This is a genomic window from Sphingomonas sp. PL20 (assembly GCF_017875905.1).
GTDB lineage: Bacteria > Pseudomonadota > Alphaproteobacteria > Sphingomonadales > Sphingomonadaceae > Sphingomonas > Sphingomonas echinoides.
The window spans coordinates 1,734,105-1,758,171 of sequence record NZ_JAGINH010000002.1 but is presented as its reverse complement, the minus strand read 5'-3'; the positions used below and the strand labels follow the sequence as shown (position 1 = coordinate 1,758,171).

Sequence of the window (24,067 nt, the reverse complement as noted above, 5' to 3'; positions counted from 1 at the left end):
CGATGATTTGCGCGAAGGCGACATCGGCGTAGGAGGGCGGCAATGAACACTGTCCTCAACATCACCCGTTCGATTCTTGGCCAGCCGTGGCGCTGGCGCATGCTGGAGACCGACGCACGCGACCCCGGCTTCGCGCCAGATGACCTCGTCACGCAATTGCTGCTGGCGCGCGGCTGCCCGCGCGAGGCGCTGGCGGCGCACAAGGCCCCCAGCATCCGCGCCTTCATGCCCGATCCGTCGATCTTCCGCGACATGGACCGCGCCGCCGACCGCCTTGCCGACGCGGTGCAAGCAGGCGAGCAGGTCGCGGTGTTCGGCGATTATGACGTCGATGGTGCCACCTCGGCGGCGCTGATGATCCTGCTGCTGCGCGACCTTGGGCTCGAGGCGCGCCCCTATATCCCGGATCGGTTGATGGAGGGCTATGGCCCGTCGGGCCCGGCACTGGTGCGCCTGAAGGACGAGGGCGCGAGCCTCATCATCACCGTCGATTGCGGCGCGCAGGCGTTCGAGGCACTGGACATGGCGCGCGTCGCGGGTGTCGACGTGGTGGTGGTCGATCATCACAAATGCGCGAGCGCCCTGCCCCATGCGCTTGCTTTGGTGAACCCCAATCGGCTCGACGAGACCGAGGGGGCGGCGCACGGCCATCTCGCTGCCGTCGGCGTCGCCTTTCTGCTCGGTGCCGCGCTGATCCGGACACTGCGCACGCGCGGTTTTTTCACCGATCGTCCCGAGCCGAAATTGCTCGATTTGCTCGATCTGGTGGCGCTCGGCACCGTCGCCGATGTCGCCTCGCTCAAAGGCCTCAACCGCGCCTTCGTCGCACAAGGGTTGAAGGTGATGGCGAAGCGCGGCAATATCGGGATCGACGCGCTGCTAACCGCCTCGCGGCTCACCCGCGCGCCGACCAGCACCGACCTTGGGTTCGCGCTCGGGCCGCGCATCAATGCCGGTGGGCGCGTCGGCAAGTCCGATCTCGGTGTCCGTCTGCTGACCACGCGCGACCCCGGCGAAGCCGAGCGAATCGCGACCGAGCTGGACCAGCTCAACGAAGAACGTCGCGCGATAGAGGGCATCGTGCAGGAAGCCGCCGAAACGCTCGCCGCGCACAAGAGCAACCGCGCGGTGATCGTCGTTGCCGGGCATGGCTGGCACCCCGGCGTGATCGGCATCGTGGCTGGACGCCTGAAGGAGAAGTTCGGTCGCCCCGCGCTCGTCATCGCGCTTGACGATGCGGGCGTCGGCAAGGGCTCGGGGCGGTCGATCCCCGGCGTCGATCTGGGGGCCGCCGTGCTCGCGGCGAAAGAGGCCGATTTGCTGGTGGCGGGCGGCGGCCATGCGATGGCCGCGGGCCTGACGATTGCCGAGGACCGCATCGACGCCTTTGGTGACTTTCTGAGCGAGCGCCTCGACGCCGCCGTCACCCGCGCGATGGGCGACCGCGCCTTGCTGCTCGACGCCGTGCTGAGCGCGCGCGGCGTGACGCCCGATCTGGTGACGACGATGGAGGCCGGCGGCCCCTATGGCATGGGCTGGCCGCAACCGCGCGTGGTTGCCGGGCCGGTCCGCATCCTCAAAGCCGATGTGGTCGGCAACGGCCATGTCCGCGCGATCGTCAGCGGCGATTGCCCGGGTGGGGGCGGCGGCACGCTGAAGGCCGTCGCCTTCCGCCAGGCCGAGACCGCGCTTGGCCAGGCCTTGCTGGGGGCCGCCCCGCACCGCCGCCTGTGGCTGGCGGGCCGCGCACGCATCGACGATTGGGGCACCCGCCCCGCCGCCGAACTGCACATCGATGACGCCGCCTGGGCCGATTGATTTCAACAAATGCGACACAATGGGTTGACCAACCCGTCCGCTTTGCCTAACCGGCCCTTCGCTCCCGAGCATTCGGGCACGGCCCCTTCGTCTAGCGGTTAGGACGCGGCCCTTTCACGGCTGAAGCACGGGTTCGATTCCCGTAGGGGTCACCATTTTCAAGCGAAAATCGTGACTATTCTGCGCTTTTCCGCCCGTTTGACGAACTTCACGCCCGTCAATTCGAACCGGCGGTGCGTCCAGAGGTCGAAGCTGCGGCCAAATTCTCCCGATCAAAGGCGATTGTCTGCATTTTCGCGTCGAGCGCGCTGACTACCGGCCCGGTCAAGTCGTTGGCCAGGTTGCCGCCGAGGATCGCGTTGCGATCGACCAGCAACCCGCAATTGCGCTGCTTATAGACTTGGGCGATCAGCGTCTCGAGCTCCCCCGCCAGGCGGGTGGTTACCTTGACGCGCGTGGCCTCGATCTCGCGTTCGCGAAGTTCGGCCTTGTCCTGGACCGGCTTCACGCGCGCCGCCAGCGCTGTCCGACGCTCTTGCCGCTGCGCGTCCGTCATTTTTGCTTGCTCGGCGTTGAACTTCTGGACGTCCGGCTCGAGCGATGCACGGTCGGCGTCAATCTCGGCCTTCGCCTGCTCCGTAAGCACGCGCAGCCGAGCGGTCGCGGCCTTACCGACCATGGAGGTGTTGAGCACGTCCTGGCGCGACAACAGGCACACGCCTGCGATGGCCGGCCCGCCCAGCGCATTCGCGGCATGGCCGGAAGCCGACGGCGCGGGTGCCGTTTGAGCATGGCTCGGGCTCGCCAGGGTGGCGGCAAGAGCAACCAATAGAACGTTGCGCATCATGATCATCCTTCTGTTGGAACGAGCTCGGGAGTGACGGGATCTTCGGCTTTCGCCGCCGTTATCGGCGAGGTTGCGCCGTGATTGGACTGCCAGCGCAACAGCGCGCGCCATTGGTCCAGCGAGGCAAGGTGATGGTGCACCAGTGCGAGCCACCCCTTTCCATGCCACTCGACCACGGTGGGGCCATCGAGCGCTTGAAATCTGTCTGGATCGACAATTCGGAATCCTGTCAGACCAAGCTTTCGGCCATCGGCGAGCACGATATCCGCTTGGCGATCGACCAGAAGTCCCCGCTCCTCAAGCGCGGCGACGAAGGCCATCGTGGTCGCAGCGCTGGTGTGAAATGCTTCGCAAAACGCAAGCGCGCGCCGGACCAGTTCGGCAGGCTTTCCGTCCACGAAGAGCGCTTCGCCGTCGTCCCCGTTCTTGCGAACCCGGGCACAGTCTTCGTGGATCCCGAGCACCAGACGGCCGTCTGGAGCCTGGAGGAAGCCAAACGGGTACCGTCGAACAAAGGCTGGAATATAGTGGGAGGCCAGTGCGACATCGGACGCTGGCTTGGCCACCGGATCGTCGGCTGCGACCGTTGTACTTTCATCCCAGGCCGTCACGAAGAGATTGGTTCCGCCAAGGCCCAAGATTGCCAGCGGTGACGGGTCTTTGGCGGCGAACACGATCGGATAGCTGCGTGCGATCGGCGCAAATTCTTCCGCGAGGATAGGAATGGACGGGGCATCGATGGCGAAGCCGAAATCGCCGGGCATAAGCCGCCACGTCCAATGGCGATCGACCGATAAGGGTGACAGCGCGTCGGCGGCTAGCGGGTGCTGCGCGGTCAACGTCGGTTCGTTTGTCATCGCCTTCCAATCATAAAACCACGCACTCGCCACTCGGCCGCCATCCGATGGCACCCGATCGGCAAGGTCACAGGCCAACCGCACGGACACAGGGAGACGGCGACACAGGGACGCGGGTTCAATAGGTGCGTGCACTCGCGTCGTTGCTAGGGATTCGACGGGGTCAATTTCCGACAAAATCCGCGACTTGGTGCGGTGCCGCGCCGTCCGCGCTTGCACAAAAGACCTCCAAGCGCCGATCTTACCCAAGACGCCGGTGCAGCCGGATCTGCAGCGCATTTTCTCGCTGATTTTGGTTCGTCCGATTTTTTGTCAATTTCTGGTCAGGACTGGGGAAATCCCCAGCCGAAGTCGGTCCAATGCCTGCGAAGAGGCTCTTGCTTTCGACATCGCAGATACATCGACGAGGCATGGCCGACACGTTCGCTTCATCATTTGAGACCACTCGCCTCGACCGTGCGAGCCAGGTGCTGCTGCGTGCGCCGCCCTTTCCCGGAGCCAAACCGGCTGGGGCTCCCATACGAGTGTCGTCGCATTATGCGCGGCAGTGGTCGGGCGACGCCTTGGATGTTGTAGCGCGGGCGATCACCAGCGCGCGCGTCGGCGGGGCGTTCTGGTCGCCGCTTCCGACGGAAGAAATGTTCGGAACGGTGATCAGAGCATCCAGCGCACCGGACGCCCGCCATCGTCTTGGCCAGTGGCGCGATCGGTTCGACGGGCCAATGCTCCTGTCCGTACCAGGGCCTCGATCACGGCACCTGAAGAAGATCGACGACAAAACCGCCTTGCTGGTCGGGCCGGTGGATCCCTGGTCGCTTCTCGACCATGCACAGCACATCGTCGCCGCGCCGCAGGACGAAGTGGCGCTCTTGGCGGTCGCGGCGGGCCGTACCGTTACCGATCTCGCCACGGCACAACCGATAGATCCAGCGGAAATGCGAGAGCACCTCGTCGGCAGGCTCAACGGCTTTACCTATTTCGACCCCTTTTCGGGAGGCCGGATCGATATTCTTGAGTGGATCGAGGTGCTCGGCACCTGGCGGGCTGCGATCGATATGAACCGCTCGATCGGTGCCGTTGCGGGCATCACCGCGTGGAAGCGGCGAACGCTCAAGCACTTCCTCTGGTCGAACCGACCGACCCGGGCGGTGCGAAACGCGATCCCGACGTCCCTCCCGCAAGGGAGCGCAATCGCGCTGTGGCCATCGCGGGTGTCGAAGCACATGCTGAAGCGGGTAGCCGACAGAGGGCTCCCCGTGATCCGGGTCGAGGACGGTTTTGTCCGCTCTATCGGCCTTGGCGCGCATCTTCATCAGCCGTCGTCGATCGTGTTCGATACCCGGGGGATATATTACGACCCCGCAGGTCCGAACGACCTGGAGCATATCCTGGCCGAAACGATATTTACGGACCGCCTCATCGAGCGCTCAATTGCCTTGATCGAGCGGCTGGTCCGCGGCGGCGTCACCAAATATGCAGCAGGCGATACCGCGTCATCGGCAATACCGGCGCGCGGTCGGCGCGTGCTTGTGCCCGGGCAAGTCGAAGACGATCTCTCGGTTCGCCTCGGCGGTGCCGGAGTCTGCAGCAATCTCGATTTGCTCCGCCGCGTGCGCAGGGCCGAGCCTGATGCATGGATTGCCTATCGCCCCCATCCGGATGTGACCGCAGGGTTGCGCAAGGGTCATGTCTCCACGGCGGAGGCGCTTAGCTATGCAGACGCGATCCTGATCGAAGGTTCGATGGCCGGGCTGCTCGAGCGGGTCGACTGCGTCCATGTTCTCACCTCCCTCGCTGGCTTCGAAGCTCTGCTGCGCGGTCGGGAGGTCGTAACCCATGGCCAGCCCTTCTACGCGGGCTGGGGGCTGACGACGGACCTGGCACCGCATATCCCGCGCAGGCACCGGCGCCTCACGGTGCCCGAACTCGCAGCGGGCGCGCTGATTCTCTATCCGCGCTACCTCGACCCCGTCACCCGCCTGCCCTGCCCGCCCGAAGTGCTGGTCGATCGGCACACCGATGCCCCAAACGCGCGACCACACCTGCTGAACCGCCTTCGGTCGCTGCAAGGCCGGGCGTTGGTTGCGGGTCGGCGGCTTAGCGGAGCGCTGGCATGAGGACGGTCCTCGCCCGCAGCTTTCTGCTCCTCCAGGGGCCGCCGGGTCCGTTCTACGCGATGCTCGCCGACGGGCTACGGCGAGCGGGCCACCGCTGCTATCGGGTCAATTTCAACGGCGGCGACTGGATGAACTGGCGCGGCCCTGCCTTCAACTATCGCGGCACGATCGAGGCGTGGCCCGCGATTCTCGCGGATCTGCTGGAGCGTGAACAGGTCACCGATATTGTTCTGTTTGGCGATTGCCGCCCAGTGCACGTAGTGGCCCGGCGGATCGCTGACGAGCGCGCGACGACGGTGCATGTTTTCGAAGAGGGGTATATCCGGCCCGATTGGGTGACGCTCGAGCGCGGGGGCGTGAATGGCAATTCGAGCCTGCCCAAGGATCCGCAGGTCTATCTTCAGCTTGCCGAGAGCTTGCCGCCGGTCCCCGATTATCCGCCTATTCCGGCCAGCTTTCGCGTGCGCGCGCATGAAGCGTTGCTTTACTATTTCGCCAATTGGGCTTTGGCACCGGTCTTCTGGAGGTATCGGTCCCACCGTCCGCATGGTTCGTTCGCGGAGATGATCGGCTGGGTCGGCCGAATGCTCCGGAGGCCGCAGGCCCGCTTTCGCTCCTATCTGGCCAGGAAAAGGATAGGCGCGCGACCATATTTTGTGCTGCCGCTGCAATTGGACTCGGATCATCAAATCCGGGTCCATTCGCCGTTCGCCGGCATGCCAGACGCCATTGAGGCAATCATCGCATCCTTTGCGAGATATTCCCGGACTCCGCATGTCCTGGTCGTCAAGGAACATCCGCTCGACAACGGCCTCAAAGCATGGCGGCCGATCGTACGCGAGAGCGCCGCACGCCACGGTACCCCGGATCGCGTGGTGTTTATCGAGCACGGTGACACGCACGACCTCATCAGGACCGCGCGAGGCGTGGTCACCGTCAACAGCACGACCGGAACACTGGCGCTTGCCGCCGGCAAGCCCGTCGCCGTCCTCGGGACTGCGGTGTACAACCTTTCCGGCGTCACCCATCAAGGCTCCCTGGACGACTTTTGGGAGCATCCCGGAACCCCGCAGCTTGAAATCTATGACGCGTTCTGCCGAGTCCTCGTGGCACAGTGTCTGCTCCGCGGCGGGTTCAGCAGCCATGCCGGCCGCGCGCATCTGGTTCCATCCGCGGTGGCGCGGTTGAGCGCAGCCAGCGTCGCGGCTGCCACCGACGAGCCTATGGCCGTGATCAAGGTTCCGGCATGACGATCGTCCAACCGGCATATGAGGCTGCAAAGCCCTTTCAAGATCGCCCGATGGGTTCAACCCGCCTGCCAACCCATCGGTCTGCCATCGAGATTGTCCTTGATCTGTCGAGGTTGCTCTCACGTGTGCTCCATCCTTCGCCCACTGGCGTTGACCGCGTGGAGCTCGCTTATGCGCGCACGCTTGAGCGGCTGGTTCCGAACCAACTCCGCTATGCTGCGCTCCATCCGAGTGGAGTCTACGGCCGTCTCAACGGCCCGAGCGTAGAGCGATTCCTGGACCAGACCGAACGGCGTTGGGAGAGCGTTGGACATTGGGAGACGGCGGCCACCTCCCGCCGGTTCGGCTTGGAGCAATGCTGGGCGCTGCGACCGGGCACGGTTGCTCGAACAACTGGCCCGCGTGTGCTCCTGCAAGTTTCACCGCATCACCTCGACCGCCCATCGACCGTTGCGCGGAAGCTGCAGCGCGAGCGCGCCCGCTTCGTGTGCCTGGTCCACGATGTGATCCCAATCACACACCCTGAATATGCCCGGCCAAACGGCCATGGTCGGCACACCCGCCGGCTACAGACGATCGATGCCTTCGCGGACGGCATTCTGGCAAACTCGCAAGCGACGCTCGATTCCTTGATCCATGGTGCCGGGGTCGGCTTTCGACACCGGCCTTCCCGCATCGCGCATCTCGGGGTCGAGGTCTCTCGACCGGTTCGCACGCCGGAGCGGAACAGGGCACCCTATTTCGTCTGTGTCGCAACCATTGAACCGCGCAAGAACCACCTGCTTCTCCTCAACATCTGGCGATCGATCGTCGAAGCGATCGGTCCGCAGCAAGCCCCGCAGCTTCTGCTGGTGGGACGCCGCGGATGGGAGAATGAGAACATCATCGACATGCTCGAGCGATGCCCCAGCCTCAAAGGGGTCGTGCATGAAATGCCCCGCCTTGCAGATGCCGAGCTGCGCAGTGTGTTACACGGCGCGCGCGCGCTGCTCATGCCATCTTTCATAGAGGGCTTTGGCCTCCCCATCGCCGAGGCGCTGGCCGCCGGTGTTCCCGTATTGGCGAGTGACATTCCCGCCCATCGTGAAGCTGGCGGCGCAATTCCCGAATATATCGATCCGATCGATGGGGCCGGATGGCGCACCGCAATCCTGGCCTATCAGGCACCTGCTAATCCCCGACGCTTCGCGCAGATCGAGCGCATCACGCGCTGGCAGCCCGTGACGTGGCGACAACATGTCGAAACTGCATTGTCTTTGATCGAGGAGGTTGCAGCATGCTGAACGCGGACACGCGCACCGGCAGCTTCGCGGCATTCCGGCTCGCCTTCGACAATCAGCGCCACGTCATCGGGGCGCTGATGATGCGGGAACTGCACACGCGCTATGGCCGCGAGAATATCGGCTATCTCTGGGTGATCGTCGAGCCCATGCTGCTCGCCGGCGCGGTCGCGGCGATCCATGTCGGCGAACGGACGCACTACGCGTCGGATATTCGCTCGGTCCCGTTCGCGATCCTCGGCTACTGCATCTTCATTCTCTTCCGCTCGATCATCACCCGCGCCGAATCGACCATCGATTCCAACAAAGCGCTGCTGTTTCACCGCATGGTCACGATCTACGACATGCTGACAGCACGCGCCCTGATAGAAGGTGCGTCGACCGTCTGCACGTTGGGCATCCTGATCCTCTTCGCGACGGTCTTGGGGTTCGCCGACCTGCCTGTGCGTCCCGTCGCGCTGGTTGGCGCGATCTTCTTCATGCTGTGGTTGTCGTTCGGGCTTTCGATGCTGCTTGCGGCGGTGAGCTACGACAACAAGTTGGTCACAAAGTTCATCCATCCGGTGACCTATCTGCTCATGCCGGCGTCTGGTGCCTTCTTCCAGGTGCAATGGCTGCCCGAACCCTATCGAACCTGGCTGTCCTGGTTTCCGCTGACGCAAATCTTCGAGCTCGCCCGCTACGGTCAGTTCGAGAGCGCAACCCTGACCTATGTCGATTTTCCCTATCTCATCGGCACGAACCTGTTCCTGCTCTTCATCGGCCTGTTGGCGCTCAAGGCCGTGCGTCGCAGCGTCCATCTCTAGTGAAAGCGTCCCGCATGCACGCCCATACGCCGCCAGAATTGTTCGAGGTGCCGAAGGATACTGCTCCGGCCACGCACCGTGACAGGCTCGCATCGCTGGGCACGCGGCTAAAGGCCCATCGCGCCTTTCTTCTCGTGGTGGTGGTACCGATGCTCCTTGTGGCGCTGTATCTCGGCCCGATCACGTCGAACCAATATGTGTCCGAGGCGCATTTCGTGGTGCGCGCCGCCGGCAGTGGCCAGACTGCCGCCTCGGGCCTCGGGCAGTTGCTCGGGATAAACAGCGCGATGCCGGCCTCCCAGACAGAATCGCTGGCGCTCGGAGACTATCTGACATCGCATGATGCGGTGACGGCGCTCGACACGCGCCTGCACCTGGCCAGCCTGTTTCAGCGTCCTGAAATCGACCTCCTCAGCCGCCTTTGGCAGCAAGCGGCACCGGAAACCCTGCTCAAATACTATCGGAAGCAGGTCAATCTCCATTACAGCAGCGAAACCGGCATCACCACGATGACCGTCCGTGCGTTCCGACCTGACGACGCCTATCGCATCGCCTCCACCTTGCTCGATATCGGCGAGGCCCGCGTCAACACGCTCAACAAGCGCGGCTATGACGACGCGCTGCGGGTAACGCGTGTTCAACTTGCCGAGGCCGAGGCCGAGCTTACGTCGGTGCAGCAACGGCTGACGCAATTTCGTCAAAAAGGCCATGATATCGACCCGGTCCGTTCGAGCACCGCCCAAATCGAGCTGGTCTCGGGAATGCGCGGTCAGCTTGCAGCGGCGCGCGCTCAACTTGCGAGCATGGCGGGTGGGATCAGTCCGTCCGCGCCGCAATATCGCGTTGCGAAAAAGCGGGTCGACGCGCTCGCCGCGCAGCTCGGTGCCCAGGAAGCGCGGATGACGGGCACCAGTCGCACGATGGCGGTCGGTCTCGGGGTCTATGAAGAGCTTCAACTTCGCCAGGATTTTGCGGCAAAGCGCTATTCTGCCGCCGCAGCGGCGCTTGAAGCGGCGCGCGAGCAAGCCGGGCGTCAACAATTGTTCGTGGTGCGCGTGGTTGAGCCCAACTGGCCGGTGAAGCCGCTCTATCCACAGCGTCTCGTGACCCTTCTGTCCATCTTCGGGGGCCTTCTCCTCGCTTACGGTATCGGCTGGCTCATCGCCGCCGGGGTCCGTGAGCACGCGGCCTGACCGTCATAACCATAGAAAGCCAAGCCATGGACGTTGCGAAGAATATCAAGCGTCTCACGCGATCGCCTGCAAGACGCGCCGTTGCGGCGGCCGATGCGCTGCGGGATGCCCGTAATTGGGCGGGTGCCGCCGACGCCTATGAAAAGGCCCTCGATTTGGATCCCAACCGCGCGGCGATCTGGGTCCAATACGGCCATGCGCTCAAGGAAAGCGGAAAAGTCGAGGAAGCCGAAGCGGCGTATCGACGCGCAATCTCCATCGACGACCAAAATGCGGATTCGCATGTCCAGCTCGGCCACGCACTCAAGATCAGCGGTCGGTTGGCGGAGGCGGCCCGAGCCTATATGGCCGCGTTTGAACTCGACCCCAGCCTGTCGGAAGCGTTGCGCGAAATTCAGGACCTGGCCTTGCGCGGCACGCCCGTGCCCGCCGACAGGCTGGAGGCCGCCATGGACCGGCTTTCCCCCAAAGCGGAGTTCGACATCGCGCCGTCGCCATCGGGCGGCAATGCGGCAGAGCTCGCAGCAGCGCTTGAACGCCTGGGGGCTGCAAAACTCGGTGCCGACGATAAAGCCATGCTAGACCGTGTTGCCGCACGTCTACGAGAGCTTTCAAACGACGGCTTGCAAGGAGTCGAGGATCGGGGAAAATCGGAAATCTCGATCGTTTTCGACGCGTCAGACTTGGTCCACTACCTGCGGCACAGTCGACTTCCGACGGGCATCCAGCGCGTCCAGCTCGAAATCATCCGAAGCGTGGTGCGCGCAGATCCCGAGACAGTTCAGATCTGCGCCTCTTATGACGAACGCTGGACACATATCCCGACCAGCCTCTTCCTTTCGCTGGCGGACCTTTCGACGCGCGGCGGGGACATCAACGCGCCCGACTGGCGAACCGCCGCAACACGGTTGGAGATCGCGCTCAACACCGACCGATCCTATCAGTTCCCCGCTGGCGCGTGCCTCATCAATCTCGGCACGTCCTGGCACGTGGACTATCTCCTCAAGATCCGCACGGCGAAACGGGAGTTCGGCATCCGGTTCGTACCCTTCGTTCACGATCTCATTCCGATCGTCGCATCGCAATATGTGCTTGCCGATCTGACCCGCGACTATGTCGCGTGGCTGCTATCGGTGTTCGATCATGCCGACTTCTTCCTCACCAACTCGCGGTCGACGCGCGCCGATCTCATTGCGGCGGCGCACAGCCTCGGGCACATGCTTGCGGAAGAGGATGTCCTCGTCATTCCCCTCGATGCACAGTTCAGCTCGCCGGCCGACACTCCCGAAGCGCGACGCGCTTTCTTACGGAGCAAAGGGCTGAAACCTCAATCATTCGTTCTATTTGTATCGACGGTAGAGCCGAGGAAGAACCATCTTGCCGCGATCAATGCCTGGTCCACGCTGCTCCGCGAGTTCGGGCCGCACATGCCCAAGCTTATTTGCGTCGGCGGCAAGGGATGGATGAATGATGACGTCTTCGGGCTGGTGTCGGCTAACGAGGAACTCGCGCGCCACGTGACATTCCTTCACGGGCTTTCGGATGTCGAGCTCGGGGCCTGTTACGACGCCTGCCTGTTCACGCTTTTCCCCAGCCACTATGAGGGTTGGGGGCTTCCGGTTACCGAGTCCCTTTGCCACGGCAAGATTCCGCTGCTGTCGGATAGCTCGTCGCTTCCGGAAGCGGCTGGTCCCTTTGGCGTTTATTTTCAAAGCGGCTCCCAACCCGCTTTGGTTTCCGCGTTGCGCAAGCTGATTGGCGATGCTGATTACCGCAGGGAACTTGAGCAACGCATCGCCACCGAATTCAAGCCGCGGGCTTGGGATGAACTCGCCACCCAGATCAGGGACGCGATTGCAGAACGGTTCGCGGGAGACGCCGGAGATCCCCTTCCCGGCACTCCCGAGGTCCGGCTCGGGAGCTTTTACGCGTTCGGCCGCAATCAAGCGCGCCGGCTGCGGCCCGATCTGGTTTCGGGATACGCGCTGCGCACAGGGACCGGGTGGTATTCGCCAGAGGACTTTGGTTCTTGGACCAGAGGTTTGGCGGTGGCTATCGAAGGACGTTTTCCAGCCGGTAGCCCCATAAGGGCATATCTGGGCCTGCTGGGCATGCCCGGGGCAGCAACGGTGGTGACGGTGTCCGTCGACGGTAAGGACGTCATCGAAACACAGCTTCCCGGATCGGAAATCCGGTGGCTCCCGCTGGCGTTTCAACCGTCTGATGAGCCCGTTCTCATCGAATTGCGCAGCGACCGCGTGGTCAACCTCTCATCCGTCACCAACGGCGAGGACGGTCGCACGGTCGGCCCCGGTCTATTGGGCTTTTACGCCTGCCGGGCTGATGACATCGGCGCGCGTCTGGCCTTTGTCGAAGCGCTCGCGACCGGCGTGATGCTGCCAGGGGCACTGCTCGCCAGCATGACAGAAACGCCCATTATTGATATCCCGGCAGTGCTGTCGGCATCGCCAAATGCTCCCGAACCCATTGTCGCGGATCAAGAAACGGATGGCTCCGGCACTCTGCCGGACGAGATGCCAATCCTGCCCGATGCGGCGGAGGGGGCGGTCCTTATCGTCGAGGCGATTTGCGCAGAGATCCCTGCGCCCGAACTGGTACAAGGCGCGGTAGATGCAGACCAGTTCGACCGGTGAAGCATTTGCGAGGGAAATCAAGCTGATGTCCTACTCCGACAACCTTCGAAGCCGCTTGTTGCGCGAACACTGGCAGTTCTCGCGTGTCGGTGGAGAAATATTCTCTGCCAATCTTCGGCTTCTGCCGAACGGTCGGATCGGAAATTACAGCCACCCTAATGAATATAGCTGGCGGCTCACCGACGAGGCGCTCGAATTTTGCACCCAAGACGGGATCGTCACCACGCGCTTCAATCTCGCGGACGCAACACAGGAAGGATCGCTGAAACTGACGGGAAAGGTGCTCGTGGCACCCCCGGATCAACCCGGCTTTCATGCCCTGGAAGCGTTGGGAACGGCATGGGGGCGCGGGCAACCGCTGCTTCAAAAGCCACGAGTCGCCGTCTTCATCAGAACACATCTTGCGAACGAGAAGCTCCACCATCTCATCGACAGCCTCAATGGCAGTCCGCTTTTCGATCTTTATGTTCTTGCGGACGAAACACGCGGGCCCCTTCCGCTTGCCGATTCAATGGCTCCGGTCCTTTCACATAGCATCGAGATGTGCGCCTCGCTGGGCTTGAAAACAAATCCCAGCAATCATGAGAACGCACTTTGGCTGTGCGGCGACTATGCGCTGTATTGCGGCATATCGGCGCAACCGAATTACGACTATTATTTCATGATCGAATATGATGTGCATTTTACGCGCGAAAATCCATTCCTGCTCGAAGCGCTGATCAATCGCCTCCAAAGCCTCGACGGACAGGCGCTGGATCTCATTTGCGGCCATATCGCGCCGATCGGCCCCACAGGGGATTGGTATAAGCAGGCTGCGCGACTGTATGAAAACGTCTATTGGGGAGGCTTGTTTGCGGTCATCGCCGTTTCAAAACGTGCTGCGCAGCGACTGCTGGAAGTCCGGCAAGCCGAGGGAGTGAGCGCAAACTCGCAAGGCGAACTCACCCATTGCGAGGCATTTGTCTTGACGACGATCATGAATCATCCGGAATTTCGCTGCAAGGCAATCAATGATGTCATTCCGAATTGCGTGAATGGGCAGTCCTATTACGCGTCGAGTCCTTCAAGCTATAATTTTCTTCTTGGTGGGAAATATTCTTTCAGACCAAATATAGAGATGGTCCATCCGGTCCTGGATGCCGCGGAATATTTGGGGAGGCTCTTAAGTCGCTACAAAATCGGGGAAAACACAAGGCCGTTCGTTGAGCATTTGAACGGTCTCGGTGCCGAGTTGGTTGCTCGCGACATTAGAGAGCGATTTCTGAAACGCGCCCATGATCACAACCAGGCACAGAAGGCTTAGCGATGAAATTTTGCATTGTCGGGGCCGGATTCAGCGGGGCCGTAATCGGGCGCGCGCTCGCGCAAGCGGATCACGACGTCGTCATCGTTGACGAGCGCAGCCACATCGGTGGCAATTGCCATTGCGCCACCGATGCCGAAACCGGCATCTTAACCCACGTCTATGGTCCGCATATCTTCCATACGGCCGATACGCGGGTCTGGTCCTATGTTCAGCAATTCGCCACGATGCAGCCTTATGATCATCGGGTTAAGGCGATATTCGGCGGCGCGGTCTATTCCCTTCCCGTCAACCTCGCGACCATAAACCAGATCTTCGGCGCAACGATGAGCCCCGACGAGGCGCGCGCCTTTGTCGCCAGCAAAGCAATCCAGATCGAACAGCCGCGCAATTTTGAGGAGCAAGCGCTCAGCACCATTGGTGCTGAACTCTATCACGCCTTTTTCCGGGGTTATACGCAAAAGCAATGGGGTCTTGATCCGACGATGTTGCCGGCCTCCGTGCTAAAGCGCTTGCCCCTCCGGTTTGACTATAACGATAGCTATTTCGCACATCCCTATCAGGGTATGCCGAAAGAAGGCTATACGATGCTGATCGCGGGAATATTGGCGACGCCGAAGCTGGAAATACGCCTCGCGACCAAATTTGAAGATCTCCCCGAAGCGTTCGATCACATTATATACACCGGACCCATCGACCGATATTTCGAGTATCGTCTTGGGCGACTGGGCTATAGAACGCTTGATTTCGAAACGTTCCGGACCAAAGGGGATTTTCAGGGCACCGCTGTGATGAATTATTGCGACGTCGACGTCCCCTTTACACGGATAACGGAACACAAGCACTTTGCGCCGTGGAGCAAGGATGCGTTTGAGGATACGATTTGCTATCGCGAATATAGCCGCGCCATGCGTCCGGGCGACATCCCGTATTACCCGGTCCGGCAGGTGGACGAGCAGGCGATGCTCAAAAAATATGTCGACCTCGCACGCGCCACATCCGGCGTCAGCTTCGTCGGACGCCTTGGCACATATCGGTATCTCGATATGGACGTGACGATTGGGGAAGCACTCGCCGCCGCAGATCAAATTCTCGATCTGACGCGCCACGGCGCACCGTTGCCCGCCTTCTTCGTCGAACCGTAGCCGGACGCGCCAATAGGCGCGCACCGGGAACACGCGACTGCCCGCTGCTTATTTGGCAATCACCCACTGGCCGCGATCGAGGAGGACTCCCCCCTCCTCGATGAACTGGCTGTGGCGCAAGACCAGCTTTTCGATCACGTCGCGATTGACCGAAACCGTCTTCACGAAGCGACGAACGTCGTTCCTAACCGCCGGCCAATTCCAATCATCGCCCATCAACACGCTGCCCGGTTCAAGCAGTGCCCAGCAGTTTTGCAGCTCGAGCAAGGTTTCGTCCGGCTCGTGCGCGCTGTCGAGATAGATGACGCTCGGCAGCGACGAGATGCGATGTTCTTCCAAAAGGCGCCGCAACAGCTTGATCCCGACGATCGACGTCGCGGCGATCGGCAGAATGATATCCGCGTGACCAGCGGCCGTGACGTTGGCCAGGAACCGATCATAGATCGAGGGTCGGCCGCGCTCCAGCCTCAAAAACTGCCAGTGGCCCTGCTGTCTCTTTGGCTGCTCCCAGGCCCACATGTTCACGTCGCCGGTGAACGGATCGACACACACAATATCGACATCAAGGCCATTGCGTTTGACGGTGTCAGCGAGCCGGATGGCGGAGCCGCCCAGCATGGAGCCGAGTTCAAGCCAGAAGGACGGACGCACGACGTCGAGCACACTCTCGACGATGTCGGATACCAAATTCGTGTGCGGATAGCCGGTGTCTTCGTGTCGTGGGTCGCTATGGGCGAGCGGCGAGTCACCGCCGTACAATTCGTCGCGCAGTTCATCGAGGATGCGTCGTGTGACGGGGCGTTTGTCGACCTCGTCAAGCGTATGCCACGGCTCCGGGCCTCTGGGAAGAAATTCGCCCCGAAAGACATACAGGCCATCGTCCCGATGCAGCAGGCTGAAGACCGTCGAAGGGACGCCGACATCATCACGAAAGACGAGCTTGCCCGCCTCGACCGACCAGGCGCTTTCATTGGGGTGACGATGTCCGGCGATGGTACCCCCGGGAGCCAATTCGAGATGACCGATGACCGAGCCGTCCAGTCGACCAAATCGAAACGACCGGCCAGCCAGCATGTCGGTGGAGATTAGCGCGTCGCCCCCGCCCCCGTTCACGCGGCCTTCCATGGCGAGACCTGAGAATTGATCGAAACCCGTTTTCTGCATTGGTGTACCCTGCGTTTCCGTTACTGGTACGTCGAGCTTGCCCGCCGACGCCTTCTTGTCTTCAAGATCCTCGACGCTCCTCGCAAAGCCGCGATACTGCCGGGTCGTGAGGAACACGGCGTCGCCGCCGGCCTCCGGATTTTCCGCCAGCCATCGCGCGACCGAGCGCGTGATCAGACCGGGGCCTGTTGTGTGCCAGATGTCGGCCTTGATGCCCCGCACATGCGCCCGGTCGATGCGATCGATCATATCCGCGAGCGCGAGCTTCAATATCGGTGCCCCCGGTGCGGCCGCGACAAAGCAATTGTGCACGTAGGGTGCGACGTCGCCGGAAAACGAGGCTGCGAAGTCGGCACCGCCGATCGCTCCGAGCAGTTCCACCAGCGGGCGCAGGCACGCGTCGTCGGCCTCGATGTAGAGCCCGCCTTCCGCGACAAGATATGCGACACGGAAAAAATCGGCCTTCATCGCGGAGTTGTCGCAGCGATCGAATGCAAAGACGGCGCGCTCCCCATGAGTCCGTTCGATGAAACCGCGCGCCGTCGCTTCATTGAAGAGGCGATGCTCAAATCCGCGATTCTGTTCGCGCCAGGTGGCGATCGCTGCGGCGACATCGGTCGGCACCGTCTCTCTATCCCAGAACTGCACGATGACCGGGGGAATCGTGCCCGCACGCGCCTGCCCCCGCATGTCGTCGCGAAACACGCGGAGACGGCCAAGGCCAGCCAGAGCGCGCAAGAACAGCACGAACGGGCCGGTGTCATCGGTTTGGGCCATCCAGCTCAGAGAAAAATCGAAGAGATCCCGACACTGCCGCGCGGCCAGCAGCATCCTTCCATAGGCCTGCCGGTCCGCGTCCTTACCCATCGCCGCGTGGCGCACCGCACGCTCCAGATCCTCCGCCTCGAAGCAGACCTGCGCGACGGCCATTTCATAGTCCGGCCGCCCCTCGAACTGCGCCTTCGCCGCGTCCAGCGTGCCGAGCGCCGCCGCGATCCCGTCGGACTGCGCAACGGCCTTCGCCTGGAGACGAACGGCCTCAAAATCCGCCCCGTCTTCTCCAAGCAGCCGCTCACAGATCCGCAACGCCAGCGGGACCAGCCCAACATTGATCGAAAGTTCGGCAAGTTCGAGCGCAAGCGACCGCTCAAGAGGCACTCCAGTGCTATTGCGCAAAGCTACCAATTCGTGGACGCGGGCGCGCCCGTTTGCGAGCGCGCGGATCGCGCTGTCCCGCAGACTTCCCCACCAACCTGGCAGCGCGTCCCCCATGGGCTCGACAATGGCCGCAGCCGCCTCCCAGCGGCCGAGCACAAAAAGCCCGTTGGCCAAGTTGATCTTGAACTCGCCATTGTCCGGTTCCAGCGTGTGTGCCGCGCGAAAATGCTCCACGGCCGCCAGGTCCCTGCCGAGCGAAGCCGCGATAAGTCCGAGATGAAAATGGCTCCACGCATTGCCTGGGGCAATCACCCGCGCCCGTTCCAGCGCCTGCTGTGCGAGCACGAAATCCGAACGGTCTTGATGCAGCAAGCCCTTCTGAAGCCAACTCTCGGCGTCGTCCGCGTCACGCCCAAGCAATTGCTCATAGACCTTGAGCGCGGATGTCACCCGGCCGCTCATGGCGAGCATGGCGGCCAATTCCGGAGTCGGTTCGGTGTCGATCATCGCGCCAACTCACGCACGGTGAAAAGCGGCGAGAACAGCTGATTGATGATCTGTACAAGCTTGGTCGCCTGGTTCGACCGGGCATTTGCCATGTAGATCACGTCGCCATTACGCATCGCGAAATGCTGGAAGACAAAATAGCTTTCCGGCTGCAACATGTTGAGCCTGTAGATAACCGGTTTCGGCGCGGCACCCGGCGCCTCGGACGGTGCCCAGCGGAATACGAATATCGCCGTGGGGTCGGCCTGCCTGTCGGCCGGCCCCCCTGCCCGCGCGACCGCCTGCGCCAGCGTCAGGTTGCGCATCTGGAACGGGATTTCCGAGACCTTGTCGCTGGCACCGAACACGGTGAAGCTTTGGAGCCGCGTCAGAAGCTCGATCCGATCGCCGGGCAGAAGCAGAAGGTCGTCTGGCGACCCGGCGAGCAGTTCGTCGAGCCCGATCTGAGCGCTACGCCCGCCACGCGTAACGCGAACCGTAGTGTCCGGCGGCATACCGATCGCGCCCCCGGCCAGCGCTATCATGTCCAGAAGATGCTCGCGCGCGAAGGACAAAGGAACGCGCCCGGGCGTCTTGACGCCACCCAGGACGAACACGCTGTTCGTCCTGTTTTCCCGCATCGCAACGCTGACCTGCGCATGTTCCGACAGCCCGCGAAGGCCATTGAGGATCGATTGCGCCAGCGACTCGGTGGTCTGCCCTTCCGCCCTGATGCGTCCCGCATAGGGCACGATGATGCTGCCATCGCTGGCGACCGTGATCGGCGGAAGCGCCGTTCCGGCAGCGGACGGTTGCCCGGTCGCCGCAGCGGCCGGGCTCGCGCCCGAAAACAGGGCGGTCCCAATCTCGAAGATCGAAATTTGCAGGACATCGCCTGGGCCGATCCGATCAATGTCCCCGGTCCCCGCCAGGGCAACGAGGGAGCCGGTTGGAACCGCCCCGCTGTTCGCCGCAGCGATCGTTTCGGCGCTTAACTCGATCAAGGTGACCGGCAGCTTCGTGGAGTCTCGCGAGGCTTGCATCACTTCAACGCGGGTCGGGCCGCTTGACGGCAACGTCGCACAGCCGCTCGCCGCAAGCGGCAGAACGAGCATCGCCATTCGGTGGCGCGGACAGGCCCTCAAGGCGGAATAAAACGAGATCATGCCATTGCCGCTTTCGGTGGGGTGTGGGGGGCAGCACCCGTGCTCGGCGCTGCGCTGAGCAGGGATTGATAGAGGCCGGAAAGGCTGTCGCTGAACGTTTCCATCGAGAAACGGGCCGCCTGCGTCGGCCCGGCCGCGCAAAGCGTGGCGCGCAAGTCCGTGTCGGTATCGAGCGCCCGTATGGCGGCCGCGATTGCCGCGATGTCGTAGGGATCGACGAGCAAGGCTGCGCCGCCAGCGACTTCAGGCAAGGATCCGGCGGTCGACGTCATCGTCGGAACGCCGCGCGCGAGCGCCTCGACAACGGGTAAACCGAAACCTTCGTAAAGCGATGGGAAGAGCACGCCGCGTGCGCCGGCCACCAGGACATCCAGCATCCGCCGTGGCAGGTAGTCGAGCTTGCGAATGCGAGCCGCTCCCGACAATATCTGGGAACCCGGCGTTCCCAGCAGACGCAGCTCGTTCTCCGAACGCCAACTGCGCCCGCCGACGATGATGAGCGGCGTAGTGACTTCGCTCGCGAGATAGGCCTCGATCAATCGTCCAACATTTTTCTTTGGCTCGATCGCGCCGAAATAGAGAAAATAGCCCTGCGGCGCGAGGTCGAACAGCGCGCGCAACCGGCCCGCAATATCGCGGTCGGAGAGGATCGGGACCGGGTCGATCGCCTGATAGCAGTTGACGACATGGTCGTCCCTTGCACCGAGAAACTGGATGATGTCGCGGCGCGATGCTTCCGACACCGTACAGATGCGGGCACCGTACCGTACGCAATCGCGCAGCATCCGATCATGCAGGCGCTTGTTCTCAAGGCTCGTGTGCGGAAGTCGAAGCGGCACCAGATCGTGAATCGTATAGATATTGACCGCGCCCGCGAGACGGATCGGAACCGGGTACGACCAGTGCATGATCGCCGGCGGGTCTGGCATGGTGACCGTCAGGAAACGGTTATACCGCTTGAAGTGGCGCCCCGCGACGGACCAAAGCGAGCCAAAGCTGTGAAGTCTCGAAAACGACGGTATCCGATCTGCGAAAGCCTCGGCACTGACCCGCCCCTCGACGGGGACTTCGATCAAGCGCCGCGACCAGGGTGATACGAGCAACCGCCCGCGCTTGGGGGGGCCAGCGTCCGCCACGACGTCGGCGGGATCGTCGCGTCCAAGTTCCGCGAAGAAAAGCGTCTCGCGCAGATCCCGCGGCGAACTTTTGGGAACCGGCAGACCAAAAATGAGGTCGGGCGCGCGCCCCATCCCGGCGATCGCCCGAGCCAGGGTCCGCGCATAGGTGGCAACCCCGGTGCCGCGATTGAGCGCAAGGTTGAGCCCATCTATGCCCACTTTGAAAGGTGGCGTCATGCCGCGCTCCCCGGTGCCCAGCCCTTAAAAGCACGGTGCCGCGAAGGCTCGATCGAACACCTGAAGCCGCGCAGTTGCGGTCGCACGGAGCGCAAGTCTGCCCCGTCGCAAAATCGCTTCATTATTAGCGAGCGCAAAAACGAAATAGAAACGATCTCGATCAGATGGAAAACACGATATTTGCGAATATTATTTAATATCGATATCCAAAAGCAATATTGTCGACAATCAATCTCAATAATTATCCGCGAATTATTAAATAAATAATATATTTTCGCCCAATCATTTATATTGATATTGGATTTAACGAATGACATATGATTGATAAAATCCAACTTATCGGACTTTGAACAGTGATAACCTTCAAGAATGTCTCGATGACCTATCACATCCGGCGCTTCCATAAGGACGTGTTGCGCAACATCACCTTCGTGGTCCCGCGGCGCTCGGCCCTCGGCATTTGCGGAGCAAACGGCGTCGGCAAATCGACCTTGCTGCGCCTCATGGCAGGCGTGGAATTCCCGACTGGCGGGGCGGTCACGCGCGACATGAGCGTGTCCTGGCCGATCGGCTATGCGAGCGCGTTCCAAGCCAGTCTGACAGGGGCCGACAATGTCCGCTTCATTGCCCGCATCTATCGCCGCCCCGAGCGGGAGCTCATCGATTTTGTCGAGGATTTTGCGCAGCTTGGCGTGTACCTTCATCAGCCAATCAAAGCCTATTCGTCCGGCATGCACGCCCGGCTCGCGTTTGGGCTTAGCTTGGCGATCGACTTTGAATGCTATCTCGTCGACGAGGTCGCGGGCGCGGGTGATGATCGGTTTCAGCAGCGCTGCCATGCCGAGATCGAGCGTCGGCGCGACCATGCGGCGATCGTCATGGTGTCCCACGCATCCGCGCTGCTGAGGGATTATTGCGAAACGGGCGCGGTGCTGCGTGACGGCAAATTGGAGTTCTTCGATACGATCGATGAAGCGATCGAGCGGCACAAGACGTATCAGCGCTTGTCTGCCTGAGATGCGAACGGCCCCGATCATTGGTACACCCGTTCGCCCGTAAGCGACTCGCCTACGAGCGCATTGGCGTAGAGGGCGCGCAGTCGGCGGGCATATACGTCCTGCGTGAACATCCGGCCGCGGGCAAAGCCAGCCGCCCGCAACCGTCCGCAAAGCCGATCGTCTTTCTCCAATCGAGCGATGGCTGCGGCAATTTCGTGGCGCTGTTCCGGGTCGACCAGAATTGCGGCCTCGCCGGCCACCTCTGCGACCGCGCCGCGGTTCGAACACAGGACGGGGCAACCCAGCGTCATTGCTTCCGCCACCGGTAGCCCGAAGCCCTCGGCAAGAGAAAGAAACAGCAATGCCCTGGCGCGGCGCATCATGCTCAGCAGTTCGGGGCGCGGCACCCATGGCAAGCGCACGACACCCGTTTGTGCTCTCAGAAACGCTTCGAGCCTCTCCTCGCCCGCCACTTCGGGCCCGACGATCACGAGCGGCATGCTCGCGCCGCTTTCGGCATGCGCGCGTGCGACTTGCTCGAGGTTCTTTCGAGCCTCGATCCGTCCGCAGAAGAAGAAATATCGCCCCGCTCTCAGCCCCGACGGAAGGCTTGGATCGACCTGCAAGGGGGCATCGACACTCTGAAAGGTGTTGGTCACGCGCGACGCGGGCAGCGAAAAGCGCGCGATCACCTCAGCTCGGACGGTTTCGGATACGGTGACAAGACCGTGGGCGTGCGAGACGATATCGTTGAGAATGTTCGTGTGACGGGTCGCGTTGATGGTGGTGAGCTGAGGCTGCGTCAGGGGAATAAGATCATGAATTGTATATAGATTTTTTGTTCCGACGACATAAAGCGGGAGCGGATACGTCCAATGCATGACCTGAGGCGGGCGCGCGATCTCGACCGGCAGGGATCGACCGTGCAGGTTGAAAAAAACCTGGGCTTCCCGGAACACGTCCCTGACGACCCACTGAGCCGGGATTTCCTCGACGGAGCTGCGCCCCGCAGCAGCAACCCGAGCGTTACTTCGGGCGGCCGAAAACCATCGGCCAAGTCTTGCCCGCGACCTTGCGCCATTTGGGCCATCATCGAGCAACAGCGGTGATGCACCGGCCGCAGGGAGGCACGCCGCCAACATTCGCGCATAGGTCGCGACCCCCGTTCCCGCAGCCTCGTTCAACATTCGGCTTTCGAGGCACACCTGAACCGGGGCACCATCAAGCGCGTCGACCCGGCGAACATAATTGGGGTCGTACAGCGCCTTGAGGCGCTCGACATTGGAAAGGATCCCGCTCATCGCGGCGCGGCCCTTCCGCACCGACGACGGATCGGCCCGGTCCAAATTCTCATTTCATGGCGTGGTGCAGCGCTGCGCACGATCGACAAGCGACACCGAGGCAGCGGCGATACCGTACCCGAAAGCGCGTGAATGCTCGACGCGCCGATGACAATTGCGGATCGGCTCGCTCGACGCATCTTAATCGGGGCGCTCCACCACCTCAGCCCGTCAGCGTCATGCTCACCGAAACGGCCCTTCGCTTCGGCCACTCGCGATCGTCGCGTCTCCGGGAGATGCGACGATGACTGGCAGGCGCTTGGCGGCGGCGTAGAGCGGCTGTTCTCGTTTGGAATGGTCGGGCGCATTCTCTCGAACTGGGCTGAGACCGTCATACGGCCGTTGTCTGAGATCGCCGCAGCGCCAATCGCTTCGTCGCCCCGTCGGCTGTCCTATCCGGGGATCGAAGAAGGCACCCTAGTCGATTCCACAGGGGAAGCGCGATTATTGACAATGCGACCGTCGTGCTTCGTCATCCTTTTGGGGATGGACAACACGAAAGTCCTCAGCCGATACAAGATCGTTGAATGGAGCCTGTCATGGACTTGCAACGGCGGTGTATGTGGCCAATGCGCTGCTCCCGGAAAACGGGATCGCTTCGCGCTAGGGTTTTCAACCTCAGATTTCCTTGGCTGCTCTCTGGTTCCGCCGCCACCGGCCGGGAGGAATCCCGAGAAGGCGCGTGAACGTCTTGGTGAAGTGGCTCTGGTCGGCAAAGCCGCACTCGTCGGCGACTTTCGAAAGCGGGAGCAATGTCTCTCCCCGGAGGAGCGCCATCGCTTGTGCGATGCGCCGTTGCATATACCAGTGGTACGGCGACACCCCTTCCGTTTCGCCAAATGCTTTGATGAAATGGTTCACCGACATGTTGAGCCGGCCAGCGATATCCGCCAGCGCCAGCCCGTCGCCCACTTGGCACATCATCATGTCGCGCGCGATCTTGAGCTGCCAGGGGGCCAAATGGGCACGCGTCCGCTTGTTGCGGGAGGCCCGTGCCACACCCGGCGTACCGGCAATGATCAATTGCTGTTCAAACCAATCGGAAGAATGCTCGGAACCCACCGCCGACGGGCCCACGATTTGGATAAAGTCTTCCATCGGGCTCTCCCTGAGGCAGGCTCAACGCGTCA

17 protein-coding genes and 1 tRNA gene are annotated in these 24,067 nt (G+C 62.2%); 11 read left to right on the top strand and 7 right to left on the bottom strand.

Annotation, left to right across the window (positions count from 1 at the left end; translation table 11 throughout):
* The first annotated feature begins 42 nt into the window (after nucleotides 1–42).
* Both recJ and H4W01_RS07920 read left to right on the top strand, forming a co-directional pair.
* Complete coding sequence (recJ, locus tag H4W01_RS07925) at nucleotides 43–1,818, top strand: single-stranded-DNA-specific exonuclease RecJ (RefSeq protein ID WP_209610597.1); 1,776 nt, start codon at nucleotides 43–45, stop codon at nucleotides 1,816–1,818.
* Between the two features lie 80 nt (nucleotides 1,819–1,898).
* Nucleotides 1,899–1,973: transfer RNA gene (locus tag H4W01_RS07920), tRNA-Glu, on the top strand.
* Between the two features lie 62 nt (nucleotides 1,974–2,035).
* Here H4W01_RS07920 and H4W01_RS07915 read toward each other — a convergent pair.
* Together H4W01_RS07915 and H4W01_RS07910 are read right to left on the bottom strand one after the other, a co-directional pair.
* Nucleotides 2,036–2,665, bottom strand: coding sequence for an OmpH family outer membrane protein (locus H4W01_RS07915; RefSeq protein ID WP_209610596.1), 630 nt, complete (start codon nucleotides 2,663–2,665; stop codon nucleotides 2,036–2,038).
* 2 nt (nucleotides 2,666–2,667) lie between these two features.
* Entirely contained in the window at nucleotides 2,668–3,522 is an 855-nt protein-coding gene (locus H4W01_RS07910) for a SapC family protein (protein WP_334685422.1), read from the bottom strand.
* Nucleotides 3,523–3,932: 410 nt separating this feature from the next.
* Here H4W01_RS07910 and H4W01_RS07905 point away from each other — a divergent pair, with 410 nt between their 5' ends.
* From H4W01_RS07905 to glf, 8 genes are all read left to right on the top strand, one after another.
* Nucleotides 3,933–5,639: a capsular polysaccharide export protein, LipB/KpsS family gene (locus H4W01_RS07905; protein WP_209610594.1), complete on the top strand. Its 1,707-nt coding sequence runs from the start codon at nucleotides 3,933–3,935 to the stop codon at nucleotides 5,637–5,639.
* Nucleotides 5,636–6,889 carry a capsule biosynthesis protein gene (locus tag H4W01_RS07900; protein WP_209610593.1) on the top strand — a complete coding sequence of 418 codons (1,254 nt, stop codon included), beginning with the start codon at nucleotides 5,636–5,638 and terminating at the stop codon, nucleotides 6,887–6,889. The genes H4W01_RS07905 and H4W01_RS07900 overlap by 4 nt, the downstream gene beginning before the upstream one ends.
* 158 nt (nucleotides 6,890–7,047) lie before the next feature.
* Nucleotides 7,048–8,172, top strand: coding sequence for a glycosyltransferase family 4 protein (locus H4W01_RS07895; protein ID WP_334685202.1), 1,125 nt, complete (start codon nucleotides 7,048–7,050; stop codon nucleotides 8,170–8,172).
* Nucleotides 8,166–8,975 (top strand): ABC transporter permease, encoded by an 810-nt coding sequence (locus tag H4W01_RS07890; RefSeq protein ID WP_209610591.1) that lies wholly within the window; start codon nucleotides 8,166–8,168, stop codon nucleotides 8,973–8,975. The genes H4W01_RS07895 and H4W01_RS07890 overlap by 7 nt, the downstream gene beginning before the upstream one ends.
* 14 nt (nucleotides 8,976–8,989) lie before the next feature.
* Complete coding sequence (locus H4W01_RS07885; protein WP_209610590.1) at nucleotides 8,990–10,168, top strand: lipopolysaccharide biosynthesis protein; 1,179 nt, start codon at nucleotides 8,990–8,992, stop codon at nucleotides 10,166–10,168.
* A gap of 26 nt (nucleotides 10,169–10,194) precedes the next feature.
* Nucleotides 10,195–12,822: a glycosyltransferase family 4 protein gene (locus H4W01_RS07880; protein WP_209610589.1), complete on the top strand. Its 2,628-nt coding sequence runs from the start codon at nucleotides 10,195–10,197 to the stop codon at nucleotides 12,820–12,822.
* A complete protein-coding gene (locus H4W01_RS07875; protein WP_209610588.1) occupies nucleotides 12,800–14,125 on the top strand; it encodes a hypothetical protein in 1,326 nt (441 codons plus the stop codon). Before H4W01_RS07880 ends, H4W01_RS07875 begins: the two co-directional genes overlap by 23 nt.
* 2 nt (nucleotides 14,126–14,127) lie before the next feature.
* Nucleotides 14,128–15,270: a UDP-galactopyranose mutase gene (gene glf / locus H4W01_RS07870; protein ID WP_209610587.1), complete on the top strand. Its 1,143-nt coding sequence runs from the start codon at nucleotides 14,128–14,130 to the stop codon at nucleotides 15,268–15,270.
* A 48-nt stretch (nucleotides 15,271–15,318) separates the two neighbouring features.
* Here glf and H4W01_RS07865 read toward each other — a convergent pair whose 3' ends face one another.
* Genes H4W01_RS07865 through H4W01_RS07855 form a run of 3 tightly spaced genes read right to left on the bottom strand, consistent with a single transcriptional unit; the run spans nucleotide 15,319 to nucleotide 20,599 of the window.
* The gene (locus H4W01_RS07865; RefSeq protein WP_209610586.1) at nucleotides 15,319–18,099 is read right to left on the bottom strand and encodes a class I SAM-dependent methyltransferase; all 2,781 of its coding nucleotides are present in this window, start codon (nucleotides 18,097–18,099) and stop codon (nucleotides 15,319–15,321) included.
* Nucleotides 18,096–19,199 carry a polysaccharide biosynthesis/export family protein gene (locus H4W01_RS07860; RefSeq protein ID WP_209610585.1) on the bottom strand — a complete coding sequence of 368 codons (1,104 nt, stop codon included), beginning with the start codon at nucleotides 19,197–19,199 and terminating at the stop codon, nucleotides 18,096–18,098. Before H4W01_RS07860 ends, H4W01_RS07865 begins: the two co-directional genes overlap by 4 nt.
* Before the next feature lie 41 nt (nucleotides 19,200–19,240).
* Nucleotides 19,241–20,599: a glycosyltransferase family 4 protein gene (locus tag H4W01_RS07855; protein WP_209610584.1), complete on the bottom strand. Its 1,359-nt coding sequence runs from the start codon at nucleotides 20,597–20,599 to the stop codon at nucleotides 19,241–19,243.
* Between the two features lie 353 nt (nucleotides 20,600–20,952).
* Here H4W01_RS07855 and H4W01_RS07850 point away from each other — a divergent pair, with 353 nt between their 5' ends.
* Nucleotides 20,953–21,615: an ABC transporter ATP-binding protein gene (locus H4W01_RS07850; protein ID WP_209610583.1), complete on the top strand. Its 663-nt coding sequence runs from the start codon at nucleotides 20,953–20,955 to the stop codon at nucleotides 21,613–21,615.
* A 17-nt stretch (nucleotides 21,616–21,632) separates the two neighbouring features.
* Here the strand turns inward: H4W01_RS07850 and H4W01_RS07845 are convergent, their stop codons facing one another.
* Together H4W01_RS07845 and H4W01_RS07840 are read right to left on the bottom strand one after the other, a co-directional pair.
* Nucleotides 21,633–22,556 carry a glycosyltransferase family 4 protein gene (locus H4W01_RS07845; protein WP_209610582.1) on the bottom strand — a complete coding sequence of 308 codons (924 nt, stop codon included), beginning with the start codon at nucleotides 22,554–22,556 and terminating at the stop codon, nucleotides 21,633–21,635.
* 999 nt (nucleotides 22,557–23,555) lie between these two features.
* On the bottom strand, nucleotides 23,556–24,035 hold the full coding sequence (locus H4W01_RS07840) for a helix-turn-helix transcriptional regulator (protein WP_209610581.1): 480 nt from the start codon (nucleotides 24,033–24,035) through the stop codon (nucleotides 23,556–23,558).
* Between the last annotated feature and the right edge of the window lie 32 nt (nucleotides 24,036–24,067).

What these genes read in the sequence shown, in the direction of transcription:
- recJ (WP_209610597.1), top strand. Translation starts at nt 43, where the DNA reads ATGAACACTGTCCTCAACATCACCCGTTCGATTCTTGGCCAGCCGTGG.
- H4W01_RS07915 (WP_209610596.1), bottom strand. Translation starts at nt 2,665, where the DNA reads ATGATGCGCAACGTTCTATTGGTTGCTCTTGCCGCCACCCTGGCGAGC.
- H4W01_RS07910 (WP_334685422.1), bottom strand. Translation starts at nt 3,522, where the DNA reads ATGACAAACGAACCGACGTTGACCGCGCAGCACCCGCTAGCCGCCGAC.
- H4W01_RS07905 (WP_209610594.1), top strand. Translation starts at nt 3,933, where the DNA reads ATGGCCGACACGTTCGCTTCATCATTTGAGACCACTCGCCTCGACCGT.
- H4W01_RS07900 (WP_209610593.1), top strand. Translation starts at nt 5,636, where the DNA reads ATGAGGACGGTCCTCGCCCGCAGCTTTCTGCTCCTCCAGGGGCCGCCG.
- H4W01_RS07890 (WP_209610591.1), top strand. Translation starts at nt 8,166, where the DNA reads ATGCTGAACGCGGACACGCGCACCGGCAGCTTCGCGGCATTCCGGCTC.
- H4W01_RS07885 (WP_209610590.1), top strand. Translation starts at nt 8,990, where the DNA reads ATGCACGCCCATACGCCGCCAGAATTGTTCGAGGTGCCGAAGGATACT.
- H4W01_RS07880 (WP_209610589.1), top strand. Translation starts at nt 10,195, where the DNA reads ATGGACGTTGCGAAGAATATCAAGCGTCTCACGCGATCGCCTGCAAGA.
- H4W01_RS07875 (WP_209610588.1), top strand. Translation starts at nt 12,800, where the DNA reads ATGCAGACCAGTTCGACCGGTGAAGCATTTGCGAGGGAAATCAAGCTG.
- glf (WP_209610587.1), top strand. Translation starts at nt 14,128, where the DNA reads ATGAAATTTTGCATTGTCGGGGCCGGATTCAGCGGGGCCGTAATCGGG.
- H4W01_RS07865 (WP_209610586.1), bottom strand. Translation starts at nt 18,099, where the DNA reads ATGATCGACACCGAACCGACTCCGGAATTGGCCGCCATGCTCGCCATG.
- H4W01_RS07860 (WP_209610585.1), bottom strand. Translation starts at nt 19,199, where the DNA reads ATGGCGATGCTCGTTCTGCCGCTTGCGGCGAGCGGCTGTGCGACGTTG.
- H4W01_RS07855 (WP_209610584.1), bottom strand. Translation starts at nt 20,599, where the DNA reads ATGACGCCACCTTTCAAAGTGGGCATAGATGGGCTCAACCTTGCGCTC.
- H4W01_RS07840 (WP_209610581.1), bottom strand. Translation starts at nt 24,035, where the DNA reads ATGGAAGACTTTATCCAAATCGTGGGCCCGTCGGCGGTGGGTTCCGAG.